This is a genomic window from Actinomyces sp. ph3 (genome assembly GCF_000308055.1).
In the GTDB taxonomy this organism is placed as follows: Bacteria; Actinomycetota; Actinomycetes; order Actinomycetales; family Actinomycetaceae; genus Pauljensenia.
Window position 1 is genome coordinate 254,745 of record NZ_CAGY01000001.1, and the last position, 15,717, is coordinate 270,461.

General features: G+C 54.9%; 16 protein-coding genes and 1 tRNA gene. 10 read left to right on the forward strand and 7 right to left on the reverse strand.

Annotated elements, in window-relative coordinates; genetic code table 11:
• Positions 1 to 33 precede the first annotated feature (33 nt).
• From HGAS_RS01170 to HGAS_RS01180, 3 genes are all read right to left on the reverse strand, one after another.
• Positions 34 to 453, reverse strand: coding sequence for a winged helix-turn-helix domain-containing protein (locus HGAS_RS01170; protein ID WP_009409296.1), 420 nt, complete (start codon positions 451 to 453; stop codon positions 34 to 36).
• 260 nt (positions 454 to 713) lie between these two features.
• Entirely contained in the window at positions 714 to 3,023 is a 2,310-nt protein-coding gene (gene metE / locus HGAS_RS01175; RefSeq protein WP_019126125.1) for a 5-methyltetrahydropteroyltriglutamate--homocysteine S-methyltransferase, read from the reverse strand.
• A 33-nt stretch (positions 3,024 to 3,056) separates the two neighbouring features.
• Positions 3,057 to 3,989 (reverse strand): methylenetetrahydrofolate reductase, encoded by a 933-nt coding sequence (locus tag HGAS_RS01180; protein ID WP_019126126.1) that lies wholly within the window; start codon positions 3,987 to 3,989, stop codon positions 3,057 to 3,059.
• Positions 3,990 to 4,219: 230 nt separating this feature from the next.
• On the opposite strand from HGAS_RS01180, the gene HGAS_RS01185 reads away from it, so the two are divergent.
• Positions 4,220 to 4,292: transfer RNA gene (locus tag HGAS_RS01185), tRNA-Arg, on the forward strand.
• Here the strand turns inward: HGAS_RS01185 and HGAS_RS08675 are convergent.
• Both HGAS_RS08675 and HGAS_RS01190 read right to left on the reverse strand, forming a co-directional pair.
• Positions 4,254 to 4,535, reverse strand: a complete 282-nt coding sequence (locus HGAS_RS08675) for a helix-turn-helix domain-containing protein (protein WP_081581506.1) — start codon at positions 4,533 to 4,535, stop codon at positions 4,254 to 4,256. The two genes, HGAS_RS01185 and HGAS_RS08675, sit on opposite strands and share 39 nt — an antisense overlap.
• Positions 4,536 to 4,738: 203 nt before the next feature.
• Positions 4,739 to 5,329 (reverse strand): hypothetical protein, encoded by a 591-nt coding sequence (locus HGAS_RS01190; RefSeq protein WP_019126127.1) that lies wholly within the window; start codon positions 5,327 to 5,329, stop codon positions 4,739 to 4,741.
• Between the two features lie 341 nt (positions 5,330 to 5,670).
• Here HGAS_RS01190 and HGAS_RS01195 point away from each other — a divergent pair, with 341 nt between their 5' ends.
• The 5 genes from HGAS_RS01195 (at position 5,671) to HGAS_RS01215 (ending at position 11,409) form a co-directional block, all read left to right on the forward strand.
• Complete coding sequence (locus tag HGAS_RS01195; protein ID WP_019126128.1) at positions 5,671 to 7,341, forward strand: L-lactate permease; 1,671 nt, start codon at positions 5,671 to 5,673, stop codon at positions 7,339 to 7,341.
• Complete coding sequence (locus HGAS_RS01200; RefSeq protein WP_019126129.1) at positions 7,334 to 7,957, forward strand: hypothetical protein; 624 nt, start codon at positions 7,334 to 7,336, stop codon at positions 7,955 to 7,957. Before HGAS_RS01195 ends, HGAS_RS01200 begins: the two co-directional genes overlap by 8 nt.
• A 360-nt stretch (positions 7,958 to 8,317) precedes the next feature.
• Positions 8,318 to 9,115: a (Fe-S)-binding protein gene (locus HGAS_RS01205; RefSeq protein WP_019126130.1), complete on the forward strand. Its 798-nt coding sequence runs from the start codon at positions 8,318 to 8,320 to the stop codon at positions 9,113 to 9,115.
• 1 nt (position 9,116) lies between these two features.
• The gene (locus HGAS_RS01210) at positions 9,117 to 10,742 is read left to right on the forward strand and encodes a LutB/LldF family L-lactate oxidation iron-sulfur protein (RefSeq protein ID WP_019126131.1); all 1,626 of its coding nucleotides are present in this window, start codon (positions 9,117 to 9,119) and stop codon (positions 10,740 to 10,742) included.
• Positions 10,743 to 10,749: 7 nt separating this feature from the next.
• Positions 10,750 to 11,409: a LutC/YkgG family protein gene (locus tag HGAS_RS01215; RefSeq protein WP_026066557.1), complete on the forward strand. Its 660-nt coding sequence runs from the start codon at positions 10,750 to 10,752 to the stop codon at positions 11,407 to 11,409.
• 114 nt (positions 11,410 to 11,523) lie between these two features.
• Here HGAS_RS01215 and HGAS_RS01220 read toward each other — a convergent pair whose 3' ends face one another.
• Both HGAS_RS01220 and rpmF read right to left on the reverse strand, forming a co-directional pair.
• Positions 11,524 to 12,240, reverse strand: a complete 717-nt coding sequence (locus HGAS_RS01220; protein WP_019126133.1) for a DUF421 domain-containing protein — start codon at positions 12,238 to 12,240, stop codon at positions 11,524 to 11,526.
• A gap of 91 nt (positions 12,241 to 12,331) precedes the next feature.
• Positions 12,332 to 12,502 carry a 50S ribosomal protein L32 gene (gene rpmF / locus HGAS_RS01225; protein ID WP_009409287.1) on the reverse strand — a complete coding sequence of 57 codons (171 nt, stop codon included), beginning with the start codon at positions 12,500 to 12,502 and terminating at the stop codon, positions 12,332 to 12,334.
• Positions 12,503 to 12,706: 204 nt separating this feature from the next.
• On the opposite strand from rpmF, the gene HGAS_RS01230 reads away from it, so the two are divergent.
• The 4 genes from HGAS_RS01230 (at position 12,707) to HGAS_RS01245 (ending at position 15,714) form a co-directional block, all read left to right on the forward strand.
• Positions 12,707 to 13,348, forward strand: a complete 642-nt coding sequence (locus tag HGAS_RS01230) for a YigZ family protein (protein WP_019126134.1) — start codon at positions 12,707 to 12,709, stop codon at positions 13,346 to 13,348.
• A 60-nt stretch (positions 13,349 to 13,408) separates the two neighbouring features.
• Positions 13,409 to 14,341 (forward strand): cysteine synthase A, encoded by a 933-nt coding sequence (gene cysK / locus HGAS_RS01235; RefSeq protein ID WP_019126135.1) that lies wholly within the window; start codon positions 13,409 to 13,411, stop codon positions 14,339 to 14,341.
• Positions 14,342 to 14,486: 145 nt separating this feature from the next.
• A complete protein-coding gene (gene cysE / locus HGAS_RS08360) occupies positions 14,487 to 15,104 on the forward strand; it encodes a serine O-acetyltransferase (RefSeq protein WP_019126136.1) in 618 nt (205 codons plus the stop codon).
• Positions 15,105 to 15,213: 109 nt separating this feature from the next.
• A complete protein-coding gene (locus HGAS_RS01245; RefSeq protein ID WP_019126137.1) occupies positions 15,214 to 15,714 on the forward strand; it encodes a GNAT family N-acetyltransferase in 501 nt (166 codons plus the stop codon).
• Positions 15,715 to 15,717 lie beyond the last annotated feature (3 nt).

Here is a 15,717-nt window from a genome sequence, read left to right on the forward strand (position 1 = left end):
AACTTAGGGGAATTCCCTCCTGGCCGGGTGTTTTTATGCTGCAAGGGTATGGACTCGAGTATTGCTGACGCGGACGTTGGGAGTCGAGTTGAAACGGTAGCCCTGGCCGCGCAAAGTCGAGATGAGATCGGCCTCGGGGAGCTTAGCGCGAAGGCGACGGATGTGCGCATCGATGGTGCGAGTTTGGGATTCGAGGCCTTCCCCGTACCACACCGATTCCAGCAGTTCTTCTCGGGAAACGATCTCATCGGCATGTCCAGCAAGGTAGGCCAAGAGTTCGTATTCCCTGTTGGAGAGCTTGACCGAACTCCCGTACACCTCTAGGCGGCGGTGATCAAGGTCGATATGAGTCGATGCCGGTGAGAGCTTCAGACCTGCCAAAATATCGAGGAATTCTTCGAAAGAAGTGGAAGCAGAAGAAGTGACAGTTTCAGGGGTGTAAACAAGAGCCATGATGTATCCAAACTATTTTGGTACCGCACACACCACAGTCAGCGTGGTTCCTTAAGCGGTAGCGATTGACGGGTTGAAAGGTCAATCACATACACATTCGCGAGCACATGGAGCCGCACATGGGGCGGCAGGTCATGGTCGCGTGAAAAGTCATGGCTTCAGTCTATCGAATGATACAGATGTGTCAAAACGAAAGAATGTGAGGGTGGAAACACGGGAATCAAACCCGCATTTCCACCCTCACACAAAGAGCGGACTACTCAGTTCGCAAGCTGCTGACGAACAATCCGAGTCGCCTCAACAAGGTTCTTCAAGGACTCCTCGGTCTCCGCATAGCCTCGGGTCTTCAAGCCACAGTCTGGGTTCGACCACAAGTTACGCAGCTCAATCGAATCAGCAGCCAAGGTCAAAAGCTCCGTGAGCTCTTCAACCGAAGGCACGCGCGGCGAGTGGATATCCCAGACACCGGGGCCAACGCCATGGCTAAACCCTTGTTCTGCAAGCTCAGGAAGAACTTCCATGCGTGAGCGGGCAGCCTCAATTGAGGTCACATCCGCATCCAGTCCCAAGATCGCATCAAGAATCTGGCCGAACTCCGAGTAGCACAGGTGAGTGTGAATCTGAGTATCGGGACGCACTCCAGCAGTCGCTAGACGGAAGGAGTCCACAGCCCACTTGAGGTAATCAGCGTGACGAGCCTGATCCAAAGGAAGCAGCTCGCGCAGTGCTGGCTCATCAACCTGAACAACAGCAATTCCGGCGTCCTGAAGATCAGTAACCTCGTCGCGCAGAGCCAGACCGATCTGATCGGCAACCTCAGCCAAAGGCAGATCATTGCGCGGGAAGGACCAAGCGATGATGGTGACAGGGCCAGTCAGCATGCCCTTAACCGGGTGATCAGTCAGCGACTGCGCGTAACGTGCCCATTCAACAGTCATCGCGTGAGGACGGACAACATCGCCCCACAGAATCGACGGACGGGTGCAACGCGAACCATAAGACTGGACCCAACCATTCTTCGTCGCAGCGAAACCTTCAAGCTGTTCAGCAAAGTACTGAACCATATCGTTACGCTCTGCTTCACCGTGGACCAGAACATCCAGACCAAGGTTCTCCTGGAGGCGAATCACTGATTCAATCTCTTCACGCATACGCTGCGCGTAGTCTTCGTCAGAGAGCTCGCCCTTGGCCCAAGCGGCGCGGGCTCGACGAATTTCCTTCGTCTGAGGGAAGGAACCAATGGTGGTGGTCGGAATGAGGGGCAGACCAAGACGCTCGCGCTGAAGCTCATCGCGGACTGCGAAGTCTTCACGCTCACGATCTGCCTCGGTCAAGCGCGCAACGCGCTCACGCAACTCGGGGCGAACCACGCCGGGTGCGGCAGCGCGCTGAGCCAGAACCTCACGGGTCGCTTCAACGGCCTCGGAAATGGAATCCCAACCATTGCTCACACCACGAGCGAGGGTGACAACCTCCCCAACCTTCTGGTCGGCAAAGGCAAGCCAGGCGTGAAGGTTCGCATCGAGCACAGGGTCGTCCCACTTCTCCAGTGCGGTGTCATGAGGAACGTGCTGCAAGGAGGTCGAGGTCGAAACGGCGAGCGATGCGGGGTTCAAGGCCTTGGCTGCATCAAGACGAGCGATCGCGCTATCGAAATCGGTTCGCCAGATGTTACGACCATCAACCACACCAGCAACCAGAGCGACCTTGGACAGGTCAACTGAGCCAGCCTCGGGAAGAGAACCGCGGCACAGATCCAGTCCCAGGGCCTCGACGCCAGTGGAGGCAAGAGAGGCCGCAGCCTGTGCGCCATCGCCATAACCGATTGCAGCAAAGATCGCGGGACGCTTCTCCAGCTTGGCAAGAGCAGCGAAAACGCGAGTCGAGTACTCAATGAGAGTTGCGCGCTCAACGTGGAGGTTATCGGAGGCAAGTGCGTGCTCGTCAATCTGAACCCAGGGCGCTCCTGCCTCGGCAAGCTTGGCAAGAACCTCGGCGTAGGCTGCAACAACGTCGTCAAGGCGTTCGAAGGGGTTGTAATCCGGAGTCGCCTCGTCAGCCTTCGCGACGGCAAGGAAGGTCACGGGACCAACGAGTACCGGGCGAACAATGGTGCCCTCTTCCTTTGCAGAAAGGAAGCGATCGACAATGGTGTGATCAGCAAAAGAAATCGGAGTATCTGGGCCAATTTCGGGAACTAAGTGGTGGTAGTTCGTATCGAACCACTTGGTCATCTCCAGCGGTGCAACCTGCGCGTTGCCACGAGCCAGGGCGAAGTGCAGATCCAGGCCTTCGAAGGAACGGTAGCGCTCGGGAACCGCACCCAGAAGAGTGATCGCATCCAAAACCTGGTCGTAGAGTGCGAAAGTTTCGGGGATCGACGCATCATCTTTGCCGAGGCCAAGCTCGACGAGGCGGTCATGAGTCGTCTTACGGAGCTGGGCTTCCGTCGCACGGAGCTCATCGGCGGAGATACGGCCCGCCCAGTAGGCTTCGAGCGCCTTCTTCAGCTCGCGGCCACGACCGATGCGCGGGTAACCCAGGATGGTCGCCGTAGGGAATTGAGTCATTTACTTATCCTTTTTCATCGTGAAATGGACGGGTCAACACTGGCTTGCAGAAACAAGGCCTGCAGCATCGAGCACATCGAGTGCAGGAGCCGCTTTATTGAAGGTATACATGTGGATTCCGGGAGCACCCGAGTCGTGGAGATCACGAGCAAGGCGACCTCCGATTTCGACTCCCATGGAATACATTTCTTGTGGCGAGGACGCAGATTCAAGCTTGCGACGGAGATATTCGGGGAATACAACTCCGGTCAGTTCGGTCATGCGATTGACTCGCCGAATATCGGTTGGTGGCAAAATTCCCGGGACGATGGGAATCGTCACGCCGTTGGAACGCGCCTTCTCAAGGAAGTTCACATAGGTGTCAGCTTCCCAGAAAAGCTGAGTGATCGCGAAGGATGCACCCGCAGATTGCTTCACCAAAAGGCGCTCAACCTCCTGAGTCGGCGAAGTTCCGGCTGCGGGATTACCCGCGGGGAATGTGGCAACTGCAATCGTCAAAGGCTTAAAGGCAGCGCGTAGGGCAGCACCGGGGTACTGCGCACAACGAGCAGCCTCAATCGAACGAATCAAGGTCACAAGCTCAGTTGCCGAGGACACTCCCCCGGGCGAAGGCTGCCAATCGGGCCGCCCAACCGGCGGATCACCGCGAAGAGCAAGGAAGGTTCGAACGCCAGCGTTGAGATAATCGGTCACAACTTCGCTGACTTCACTGGGAGTCGTTCCGACGCAGGTGAGGTGAGCAATTGGTTGAACCGGGCTGTCCTTCACAAGCTTACGAACAACCCCTCGAGCACTGTGGCAATCCTGACCTGCGGCACCATAGGTCACCGAAAGAAAATCGGGAGAGACAGACAGCAAGCGTTCAACGGTTTGCCAAAACGGCTTAACGAGGCTCTCTTTGCGAGGCGGCATGACCTCGAATGACAGTGTGGTCAGATCAGAAGAACAGTCAGAAGGCTGAGACATACATTTCCTTGAAAGATTGGCGCGATATGCGCCCCGGCAGCTGATTACAGTTCAGCTGCACATTCGTGAGCGAATCGATCCCACCAGGCCTCCAAGGCCAGACATTCTTTCAAGCATGAAGTCATTATCTAGTGTTTCCCGCGTTTGCGCACACGCGGCCCACAACTTGGGAAAGTGTGACGGTCGACGACATGTACACTATGAAGGTCTGATCGCACTGCGACAGGCGTGCCTCCGTAGCTCAATGGATAGAGCAAGGGCCTTCTAATCCCGAGGTTGCAGGTTCGAGTCCTGTCGGGGGCGCAATTCGATTGCATGTGCACCGCCTGAGTTATCAGTTACGAGGTGTGCGACAGTAACACCAAGGATCTCTGCGACCGTTTGCAGATCTTCAAGTGGCCATGCACGCCCACCCCGCCACCTCTTAGAGACGGTCGCCTGTTGTAGTCCAAGCGCATTTGCTATGTCACGCTGATAAAGACCGCGGCGTGCCGATTCGGCGCGAATATTCGACGCAACGATATCAACCAAGCCTCTTGCATTCATATGGAAACTATATACCAATACGGAATAATTACCGCGATCTCAATAATCTATGTCTTGCTCTTTAATTTACCGATCTAGAATTTCAAGGACGTTGAACAGCTCACGAAAACCGATATCTCCACCGGATTCCGCACGTTCACCGCTGCCCTCACCCAAGAACGTAAAGACGAATCACTCGTAATCATTTCCTGTTCTGCGAACGGTCAGACCACACCCACTTTCACACTCCTACCCGTGGAATTAAGGTAACCCGTGGTGTAGATCGTCCCACTATCACCAAGGGCGATCATTTCGAGGGCATCCATGGTGCGAGTTCCTGCGATGCATCCAATGAAGTGCGTGCCGTCAACGCTGACGAGGACGCGGTTAACAATCGGGGCGTAATGCAAGAAGACCTCACCAAACCAGACGTCCTTTTTACAGTCGACGAACGCAAGTTTTGCAGCCTCAACATCGACGACACCGTCTCTAGTGAAGGGCATGACCTGGAAGGGTTTTCCTTCCCATTTCACACCCTGAACGGTCCTACCCCTCAATTGAGCGTTGAAGTCTTGCATGACTTGCAAAACATGACGGGGGTAGTTGAGGACCTCATCTTCTCCTGCATTGATGGAGTCCTTGACTACGTCGCCGAAAGCGTCGAGAAATGAGGCGTTTGTATTCTCAAGAACGGTGATTACGTTTAACGTTCCTTCGACGAGCTCAGTCACCTGATCCCAATCGTTATCGCCGTTCCGAATTTGCTTTAGGACAAAACTCCATGCGGCTTTCATGTCTTCGGCGACTGCGCCCATAAGACTACCACCCCTCCAGTCGATACTTCCCTTAATTCTACGGAGAGACAGTGACGAAATTTAATAAACACGTTCGATATTTCTTCATCAAAGAGCAACTTTCAATTAGCTGCTTCTCGCGCAATATACGCAATATAGGAGCTCCCAGTCCTTTTATTTCCTCGCGTCCCCATGCACGAATCCGACGCTTCGCCCTAGCATGCTTTTCCCCCGAAAAACAGCCTAGAGTTTGCCTTTATTCTGTAGTTTCACCGGAATCTTTCCTAAAAATCTCACCGAGATAGGAATTTCGGCCTAGAATCTGGCTAGGATCACCCACTCGCACTGTTGCAGGAGTAGCCATGTTCTCTTTGGTGAGCACAAGCTTTACGCCGTCAACGACGGCTATCGGTGCAAATGTATTTTTAACGGCACTTGCGGGAATTCTCCCGCTCCTGCTGTTCTTCGTTCTTCTAGGCGCTTTTAAAGTCAAGACGCACTGGTGCGCATTGATTTCGCTCGTTGCTGCACTACTCATTGCCGTCTTTGGCTACAAGATGCCACTGGGCATGAGTCTCTTGGCAGCAGGCCAAGGCATCGTCTTCGCTCTGATCCCAATTATCTACATCATCATCGCCGCCGTGTGGCTTTATAACCTCACCGAGGTTTCCGGCCGCAGTAAAGACATGCGAGCTGTCTTCAACACAATTGGCAAGGGCGACATTCGAGTCCAAGCACTGATCATTGCTTTCTCTTTCTGTGGTCTACTTGAGGGCCTCGCAGGTTTCGGTGCGCCCGTGGCAATCGTTGCCGCGATGCTTGTCTCACTTGGCCTTCCCCCGGTAAAGGCTGCTGTTGTGACCATCGTTGGCAACGCAATCAACGTTGGTTTCGGAGCAATGGCAATCCCGACAACGACCGCCGGCCGTTTGGGTGGCCAAAATCCCCTTGTGGTTGCAGCCAATATGGGTCACCTTTCTTGGATTTTCGCCTGTTTCATTCCTCTCCTCCTCTTGTGGATCCTTGATGGGGGCCGAGGCGTTGCCCAGCTGTGGCCGATCGCTCTGATTTCCGGCGTTGCGACCGCTGCCGGACATTTCTTCACCTCAGAGTTCTCCTATGAGCTGACCGCTGTCCTTGCTTCACTTCTGGGATTGGCCGCTTCTTACATCTTCCTCTTGGTGTGGACCCCGAAGACGCCCGATGACTACCGTTCTGAGAGCACTCAAGAGGATCGCCCCAATGCCTCGCGAATCACCTTGGCACTTCTCCCCTATGTTTTGGTTGTTGTCGTCATTGCTATCACCAAGTTGTGGAAGATCGGCGTCGATATTGATGCCATCTTCAAGTCGACAGACATCAAGATCCCAGTCCCTGGATTACACGGAGAATTGGTAGATTCTGCAGGCAAGGCAGTTTCTTCGACGATCTACACCTTCCAGTTCCTTTCCAACCCTGGAACGTGGATCTTCGTCACTGCTCTCATTGTTGCTTTCGTTTACGGTCGTACTAGTTCGGGCGGTCGCTACCCCATGACCTTCACAAAGGGAATTGCAACTCTCTTCAAAACAATTTCTACCTTGAAGATTTCTATCCTGACGATCTGCTTGGTCATGGGCTTGGCCTACGTCATGAACCTCTCCGGACAAACAGGGGCGATCGGTACCGCTCTTGCAACAACCGGCGTGTTCTTCGCCTTCCTCTCCCCCATCCTCGGTTGGTTGGGAACAGCTGTCGCAGGATCGGCAACCAGTGCCGGCGCGCTTTTCGCCAATCTTCAGTCCACTGCCGCACAGATCGCGGGACTCGATCCATCGACTTTGCTTGCAGGCAACACGATTGGTGGAGGTATCGGCAAGATTGTGTCGCCACAAAATCTCACCATCGCAGCGACCGCAATCAACGAGCCCGGAAGCGAAGCAGAAATTCTCAAGAAGGCGGCCCCCTATTCCATCGGATTGCTGCTCATCTTGTGCGTCTTGATCTTCCTCGCCTCGCAAGGATATTTGGGTTCCTATATGCCCGTTGCTTAAGATCGTTGGGCTCGCAGTCGTCTGGCTGCGAGCCCAAGGTCTACTTGAAGAGAGAGGTGCTAGGCCGAAGCCATTGCGATCCTTGGCAGTTCTCAGCGCCATCATCACGCTTCTGACGGGATGCATTCCCTTCGGTTCAAACGCCACGCAATCGCGTTTACCCCAGGACCCACGTTTTGCCGAGTTCACCTACGAAACTGATGGCGAGCTCAAGATCCAAGAGCGCACCGATTCCTTCAACGAACGGATGCCCGGGCTTCGTGCAACGCAAGGACACGTCGTGGCAGCCAATTTCCCAGAGGGGTGGCTCTTACCCTCACCCGACCATCACTTATGGGTAACAGGCGTCGCAAGTGTTCCTCCTGAGACAATCCAGATGCTTGCCAATGGAAGCGGCGGAAATAACGCACTTCTTCCCGGTATCTATCCAGGCCTCTACGAGTACGTTCCCCAAAACTGCCACTTTTTCACTGTTCCCTCCGATCATGCGAATACTGTGCTCCAAACTGATAAGAACAACACTCAATCGAACTGGGGGTCATTCGAAATCACAAGCTTTGCGGCTTCCTCGGACTGTAACCTCATCATCGTCACTGGTGAAGGAATCAGGGGCTAAGAGAACACCTTTCCCCAGCTGAGCGCTCTCTCGGAGTAAAGAGAAGCCCAACAGACTTCCTTTCGCAGATACGGGAACTACTACCCGGCCTCGTGAACCCACGACGCCGGGTCTTTGTTTTTCACGCGCCGCAGCGTCGTAAAACTGAAAAAGGAAAGGATACTCTGTCTTAAGTCGCATTTTCGGCGCGACAAATAGCTCAAGAGAAGCCGTCATCTCAGCGTTCAAATTCTGCGACTTTTCCGCACGAAATCAACAATTCTGGCCACCACTAAGCAAAGGTCTCACACGTTATCCACCATTGGGACCTCAGACCCAGCCATACTTTGAGAAATAGCACCTACGAGAAAGGATCTCCCAGTGCGTATCGCTCTCTTCTCAACTTGCCTGGCAGACGTCATGTTCCCCCAGGCAGCCCAGGCGACAGTGTCACTGCTTGAACGCCTCGGCCATGAAGTTGTCTTCCCGGAAGGCCAGGTCTGCTGCGGCCAGATGCATGCCAACACCGGCTACTTCGAAGATGCCGCCAAGATCACTCGCAACCACGTTCGAACCTTCGAACCCGTCCTTGAAGGCGAATGGGACGCAATTGTGGTTCCTTCTGGCTCTTGCACGGGTGCTGCCCGACACGAGCAAAAACTCGTTGCTGAGCACGTTGGCGACGATCAGCTCGCAAAGCGCTCTCAGCAGATTGCCGCACACACCTACGATCTCACCGAGCTCATTACCGATGTCTTGGGCCTGGAAGATGTCGGCGCATACTTCCCCCACACCGTGACATATCACCCGACCTGTCACTCACTGCGTATCGCACGCGTGGGTGATCGTCCTTACCGCCTGCTTCGCGCAGTGGAAGGTCTGACCCTTGTTGACCTGCCGGATGCTGAGGTTTGCTGCGGTTTTGGTGGCACCTTCTCCATGAAGAACTCCGAGACCTCGACTGCAATGCTTGCCGATAAGGTCTCGAATGTCATGTCAACGCACGCCGAGGTTCTGGTCATGGGTGATTACTCCTGCTTGATGCACGTCGGAGGTGGCCTGTCCCGACTGAACTCGGGAATCCGCCCCATGCACCTCGCAGAGATTCTTGCATCCACTAAGGACAAGCCTTTCCTTGGCAACATTTCATTCGCTCCAGAAAGCGCACAGGTGATCTGAAATGTCTGAAACCTTCATCGGTATGCCCGGGGTCGCCTCGGGCGATGACTCCAATGCTGCGGTTCACACCGGAGGATGGCGAACGACAGTTGAGATCCCCGAAGACACTCTTCGCTGGGGTCCTACCTTCCCCGAGGCCGCGCATAAGACCCTCGCAAACACCCAGATGCGCCGCAATCTGGGCCACGCTACCCGCACCATTCGCGCTAAGCGCGGTCAGCGTGTTGCAGAGATGCCAGACTGGGAAGACCTGCGTGACGCTGCAGAAGCGATCAAGTTTGAGGTCGAATCTCGACTCCCTGAACTGCTGGAAGAATTCGAGCGTAATGTGACCGCCCGCGGAGGTATCGTCCATTGGGCACGCGATAAGCATGAAGCAAATCGCATCATCGCGGACATCATTAAGTCCAAGGGCGTCGACGAAGTCGTCAAGATCAAGTCGATGGCAACCCAGGAAACGAACCTCAACGAGTTCCTGAAAGACGAAGGTATTTCCGCACGCGAGACCGACCTGGCAGAAATGATCGTTCAGCTTGCTGACGATATGCCCAGCCACATTGTCGTTCCCGCAATTCACCGTAACCGTTCCGAGGTTCGTGGCATCTTCCTCGATCGAATGGAAGATGCCCCGCGTGATCTTTCTGATGATCCTCAGGAATTGACGGCCGCCGCACGCGCACACCTTCGTAAGAAGTTCCTGCACGCCAAGGTCGCGGTTTCAGGTACCAACATGGGCGTCGCTGAAACCGGAACCGTGTCGGTCTTTGAATCGGAAGGTAATGGACGTATGTGCCTGACCCTTCCCGATACGCTCATCACATTGATGGGTATCGAAAAGCTGGTTCCTCGTTACCAGGACATCGAGGTCTTCTCCCAGCTTCTCCCCCGCTCTGCCACTGGTGAGCGCATGAACCCCTACACCTCGATGTGGACGGGAGTGACTCCGGGTGATGGCCCGCAGGAATTCCACCTGATCCTGATGGATAACGGACGCACCAAGACTCTTGCTGATCCCATTGGCCGTGAAGCCCTTGCATGCATTCGTTGTGGTTCCTGCATGAATATCTGCCCGGTCTACCAGCACACTTCAGGCCACGCCTACGGTTCGGTTTACCCCGGCCCCATCGGCGCCATCCTCACGCCGCAGCTGACTCAGGGATTGGATGAGAAGGATCCCGTCCACACCCTTCCCTTCGCATCCTCTCTGTGCGGTGCGTGTGGCGAGGTCTGCCCGGTCAAGATCAAGATTCCGAACATCCTGCTCCATATGCGTGCCCGTACCGTGGACGTCAAGCACAGCATCGTGCCCGATATCTGGGATTTGGCGATGGGTGCTTCCACTCCTGTCATGTCCAATTCAAAGGCGTGGGAGCTGGCAACGACCGGTATCAAGGCCACCCGTATTGCCAAGAAGAAGGGAAAGATCGGTGCTCTTCCCTTCCCTGCCTCGCTGTGGACTACTGCCCGCGATATTCCGGTCGCTCCGAAGGAAACATTCCGCCAGTGGTGGCGGCGTACTCACCCCGACTCAGATGCCTCGGCTCCGCGCTCAGATGCGCCGGCAAAGGATCTCCCCTTGGCAAGTGAGCACGGAATGACTACTCACACGAATACTGAGGAGGCCTGAGATGGTTATGGATGCGAAGACCGCTATCCTCGCCCGTGCGCGCGAGGCCATTGAGCGCTCGCAAGAGGGACGTCCCGTCCGCGAGATTCCCCGTAACTACATCCGCGAAGGCCAGCATGCACCCGGTTCGGATGAAGTCGTTGCTGAGATGATTGAGAAGCTCGAGGATTACTCAGCGCAGGTTGTCGAAGCACGCGATGATCAGGCGATCGAAGACGCGATCGCAAAGTTCCTTTCCGAGGCCAAGGCTTCCTCGGTTGTCGTTCCCACCGGCCTCGATGATCAGTTCAAGAAGGCGGCTGGACGCGATAAGCGAAAGGTACGTGAAGATTCGCGCGAGAACGCTATTCCGACATTGGAATTGGACGATATCGATGCCGTTGTGACCCGCACTCGCGTCGGGATTTCCATTTCGGGAACGATTATTTTGGACGGCGAACCTGATCAAGGACGCCGCGCCATCACTCTTGTTCCCGATACTCATGTGGCCATTCTCGAGCGCTCCGCGATCGTTCCGACCGTCCCACAGGCCGTCGATATCTTGGGTGAGCACCCCGAGCGTCCGACGACCTGGATCGCTGGTGGTTCGGCTACTTCAGATATCGAATTGGTTCGAGTCAATGGCGTTCACGGTCCTCGTCACCTGCGAGTGATCATCGCACACTAAGCAGTCCACGACTGACACTGTGTAGTTAAGTGGTGGTGCGGCCCCAAAAGGACCGCCCCACCACTTACTCTCTTATTCACAGGAAATCGAAGAAGTACCTCAGCATGGACGTCTCTACTCCGTTATTTCCTTCCCATCCTCCTGTGAGCTCTCAAGAGTGAATGCGAAAGAATGAGTCGTCATATCATTCATCACGATATAAATCTTTTCGCGCCCCTCGAGCTCTGCGAAGAAGATATCTTCAAGCTTGATGTCGTTTTTATCAAGTTCCTTCGTGAGCCATTCCTTGCTCTGGCCAGAGGCTTCAAGTTGATCCTGAACAACCTGTCCCTTCGAGACTAAGACGTAGCTCAAGCTTCCATCGCCCTTCTTGACAACGGTCAAAGAGCCATTGGATCCATACTGTGCAAACTCAACATCTTCAACTGAAAAGATCCCGCGCGAGCGAAGCTCTTCGGTGAAGCTAATCATGTCAAAAGTATTGTTTGCATCATCGAGGGAATCAATGACGAAATGGCCGTGATTGATGATAGTCACCGCTTTGCCCTTGACGATTTGCCGCGCGGGCATGAAGCGGGAGGCAATGAAGTTGAAGAGAGAAATCATCCCTACGGTTGCAAGCAGCAGCACAACGTAGGAGAAAGTTGAAACCGAATGGTTGTAGATGATGCCGCCGATGATCCCACCCAGGATGAAGTTTCCGATGAAGTCAATGGAAGTGAATTGGGTGAGGCTTTGTTTCTTGGTCAGAGTCAGGTGAGCAGAGATAATTACGATACCGATGAAGAGCCGGTAAATCGAGTGTGCGTCAAGGATGAGTTCGTTCCACATGCGTCAATCGTAGAACGCTGAACCTGAAACAACAGTGTGGGGCCCGGCACCAATCGGTACCGGGCCCCACAAAAACTTGCGAACGGAGGAATCAGTCCTCGACGTCCAGCAGGCCGTTCTTGTACGCCTTCGCCAGACGACGGGGAACACGCACCTCACGGCCGCCCACCTTGATGGTGTTCAGCTCAGTGAGATCGGCCTTCCATGCGGACCGGCGAGTGCGGGTGTTTGCTCGGGACATCTTGCGCTTGGGAACTGCCATGACCCTACCGCTCCTCTTCTAGTTCTGACGTTTTTACCGCGTCGACGCGCATCTTTCAGATACGCAGTCATACAGATATGACTTTCGACAACCTGACCACTGTAGCACGACGGGCCAAAAGTACGCATATTCCAAAGGAATTATTCGTGCGAAGCTCGTCTCATTCCCGGAGCTCGCAATCACTCATGCAACAATGAAGACACTATGTCCTCTCTTCGAGTACTTGCTTCAGGCACACGCCTGTCCCACGAAATTGAAATTAAGCGGTCGCGCTTTATTGCATCGATCGCTCGGACAGATACACCCGAAGAAGCCCGAGAGTTCATTAATTCGGTGAAAGACGCCCATCCGCAGGCGCGCCACAACTGCTCGGCATGGATGATCGCAGAAGAAGGCCATTCACCTTCTCAACATTCCTCAGATGATGGAGAGCCCTCAGGAACCGCTGGAACGCCCATGTTGGATGTTCTTAAGCGCAATGAACTATGGAACGTGACGGTCGTCGTGACGCGCTACTTCGGAGGAATTCTCCTGGGCGCCGGCGGCCTCGTGCGGGCTTATTCAAGCGCAACCAGTGAGGCGCTCGCTCAGGCCTCTTTCGCGCGCTTGGAGGCGCTGACAGTCGTTGAGACTGAACTCGCTCCCGTCGATGCTGGACGAATCGAAGGCGAGTTACGCCGACTAGGCGGGCACGTACTCGATACTCAGTGGGGATCCTCTGTATTACTCACCGTGGCGATGACCCCTGAGCAACTAGAAATCGCCGAGAACCTGCTTGCCACGCTCAGTTCGGGCCAGTACGTTTTTCGCCCCCTGGGACAACGTTACATAGAAATCGCGGAATAATGTGACTCCCCATAGAGTTGCAGTTACGTGCACAGCACGAAGCGACATCTAGGAGACATCATGACCAACATCGCAACAGATGTCACCGACCTCATCGGTGGCACTCCCCTGGTTCGAATTAACCGCCTGAATGTGGGTGGCGCGGAAATCGTCGCAAAAGTCGAGGCTTTCAACCCAGCTTCTTCCGTCAAGGATCGTATTGCTCGTTCCATCGTTGATGCTGCAGAGGCATCCGGGGAACTTAAGCCGGGCGGAACCATTATCGAAGCCACTTCAGGAAATACCGGTGTTGCACTCTCGATGGTCGGTGCGGCACGTGGTTACAAGGTTGTCATTGTTATGCCTTCTTCGATGAGCCTTGAGCGCCGCATTCTTATTCGCGCCTTCGGTGCAGAACTGGTCCTTACCGACCCTAAGGGCGGAGTGACCGCCGCTGTCGCAGAAGCTGAGCGTATCCGCGATTCGCGCCCCGGATCAATCATCGCCTCACAGTTCACCAATCCGGCAAATCCCGCCGTGCACCGTCGTACGACTGCAGAAGAAATTCTTCACGATACTGACGAGAACGTTGATATCTTCATTGCAGGCGTTGGTACAGGAGGAACAGTGTCCGGTGTGGGTGCCGTCCTCAAGGAACTCAAGCCCAATGTCAAGGTCATTGCGGTTCAACCCGCAGAGTCCCCCCTTCTTACCGGTGGCGAGGCAGGCCCTCACGGGATCCAGGGACTCGGTCCAAACTTCGTCGCTCAGACCTATGACCCCAGCGTTGTTGACGAAGTGATCGATATTGAAACGCCCCTTGCACTGGAGACTTCGCGACGAGCAGCCGCAGAAGAAGGCTTGCTTGTTGGCATTTCTTCAGGAGCAGCACTTGCCGCTGCGATCCAAGTGGCACAGCGCCCTGAAAACGAAGGTAAGCGAATCGTCGTGGTCCTCCCCGATACCGGTGAGCGTTACCTTTCGACAGCGCTTTTCGAAAACCTGCGCGACTGACAGGTCTGGGGTGGATGAGCTCGCGGCTCATCCACCCCATTTCTGCGTTCTCACCCAAGAACGCACAGGACAATCCAAACCCCCAAGCACTTCATCCCTCACGAAAGTGCAACACTGACCACGAGCAACTGACGGAGAACTACCCATGGCCTCGTCTCCACGCAAGATTATTCAGCTTCTTGCAGAGGATCTTCGAACGGCAAAACGGCGTGATCCCGCGGCCCGTTCGACTCTTGAAGTCGCACTCGCCTACCCCGGCGTCCATGCACTGTGGACTCACCGAGTAACACACGCGATGTGGTCACACCCCGCGCTACGCACGCCCGCTCGTGTCCTTTCCTCAATTGCACGGATGGCGACCGGGGTTGATATTCATCCCGAGGCAACCATCGGGCGCCGCGTATTCATTGACCACGCCACTGGGGTCGTGATTGGGCAAACAGCCGAGGTCGGTGAGGACGTTGTGATCTTCCACGGGGTGACCTTGGGTGGCGTCGCCATGAACCCCGGGAAACGCCATCCAACCATTGGCAATCACGTCATGATCGGTGCTGGCGCAAAGGTTCTTGGCCCAATCACTGTAGGCGATGGCGCCAAAGTTGGAGCCAACGCCGTCGTCACCAAGGATGTCCCCGAAGACGCTGTTGCAATCGGCGTCCCGGCGAAGTTACGTCAGAAACCGGAAGAACGAATGGTGGAGGACGATCGCGACCTCATCATCGACCCAAATTGCTGGGAAGATGATCCCACCTGGTACATCTAAGTTCCTCGTATTTGTCAAGCTTTCGAACAAACTCCCAGATGCAATTCTGTGAGTCCGCACACCTTCTCACGCGCCGTCACCCGTGTAACAGATCACATATTCTGTCCTTATGGATAAACATTCTCTACAAGCACAGATTGACGCACTGACGCGCCTTCGCGGTGCAACAGAGTGCGAGATCGGCGTACTGACACGTTTCGATATCCCGGAACTTGCTGAGCTTTCTTTAGCCGCATACGGTATCCGCCCAAGTATCGAGGCGAATATTGAAGCAACAGACGAGATGCGCCTGTGCTTTGACGGGGTTTTCGGCACTCCATTGGAGGGATCTTTCCTAGGCGGTTGGATCGAAGGAGAGTTAATCGCCGCGATCATCGTCGTCGTCGATCCCCCCGTCGAGGAACCCAGCGGACTTCCACAGGTCATTGACCTGATGGTTCACCCAAAGTTCCGAGGCCGCGGAATCGCTACTGCATTAGTCGCAGAGTGCGCGCGTCGCTGTAAGGACTGGGGAGCATCCTCACTCATCGTCAGAATCGACGAGGCGAATGTTCACCTTCCTCAGATCTACGACATCTTCCAAGAAGGCGAAAACTCCCCCACAAGCTAGACA

Coding starts and splice junctions, on each gene's coding strand:
- HGAS_RS01170 (WP_009409296.1), bottom strand. CDS start 453: ATGGCTCTTGTTTACACCCCTGAAACTGTCACTTCTTCTGCTTCCACT.
- metE (WP_019126125.1), bottom strand. CDS start 3,023: ATGACTCAATTCCCTACGGCGACCATCCTGGGTTACCCGCGCATCGGT.
- HGAS_RS01180 (WP_019126126.1), bottom strand. CDS start 3,989: ATGTCTCAGCCTTCTGACTGTTCTTCTGATCTGACCACACTGTCATTC.
- HGAS_RS08675 (WP_081581506.1), bottom strand. CDS start 4,535: ATGAATGCAAGAGGCTTGGTTGATATCGTTGCGTCGAATATTCGCGCC.
- HGAS_RS01190 (WP_019126127.1), bottom strand. CDS start 5,329: ATGGGCGCAGTCGCCGAAGACATGAAAGCCGCATGGAGTTTTGTCCTA.
- HGAS_RS01195 (WP_019126128.1), top strand. CDS start 5,671: ATGTTCTCTTTGGTGAGCACAAGCTTTACGCCGTCAACGACGGCTATC.
- HGAS_RS01210 (WP_019126131.1), top strand. CDS start 9,117: ATGTCTGAAACCTTCATCGGTATGCCCGGGGTCGCCTCGGGCGATGAC.
- HGAS_RS01215 (WP_026066557.1), top strand. CDS start 10,750: ATGGATGCGAAGACCGCTATCCTCGCCCGTGCGCGCGAGGCCATTGAG.
- HGAS_RS01220 (WP_019126133.1), bottom strand. CDS start 12,240: ATGTGGAACGAACTCATCCTTGACGCACACTCGATTTACCGGCTCTTC.
- rpmF (WP_009409287.1), bottom strand. CDS start 12,502: ATGGCAGTTCCCAAGCGCAAGATGTCCCGAGCAAACACCCGCACTCGC.
- HGAS_RS01230 (WP_019126134.1), top strand. CDS start 12,707: ATGTCCTCTCTTCGAGTACTTGCTTCAGGCACACGCCTGTCCCACGAA.
- cysK (WP_019126135.1), top strand. CDS start 13,409: ATGACCAACATCGCAACAGATGTCACCGACCTCATCGGTGGCACTCCC.
- cysE (WP_019126136.1), top strand. CDS start 14,487: ATGGCCTCGTCTCCACGCAAGATTATTCAGCTTCTTGCAGAGGATCTT.
- HGAS_RS01245 (WP_019126137.1), top strand. CDS start 15,214: ATGGATAAACATTCTCTACAAGCACAGATTGACGCACTGACGCGCCTT.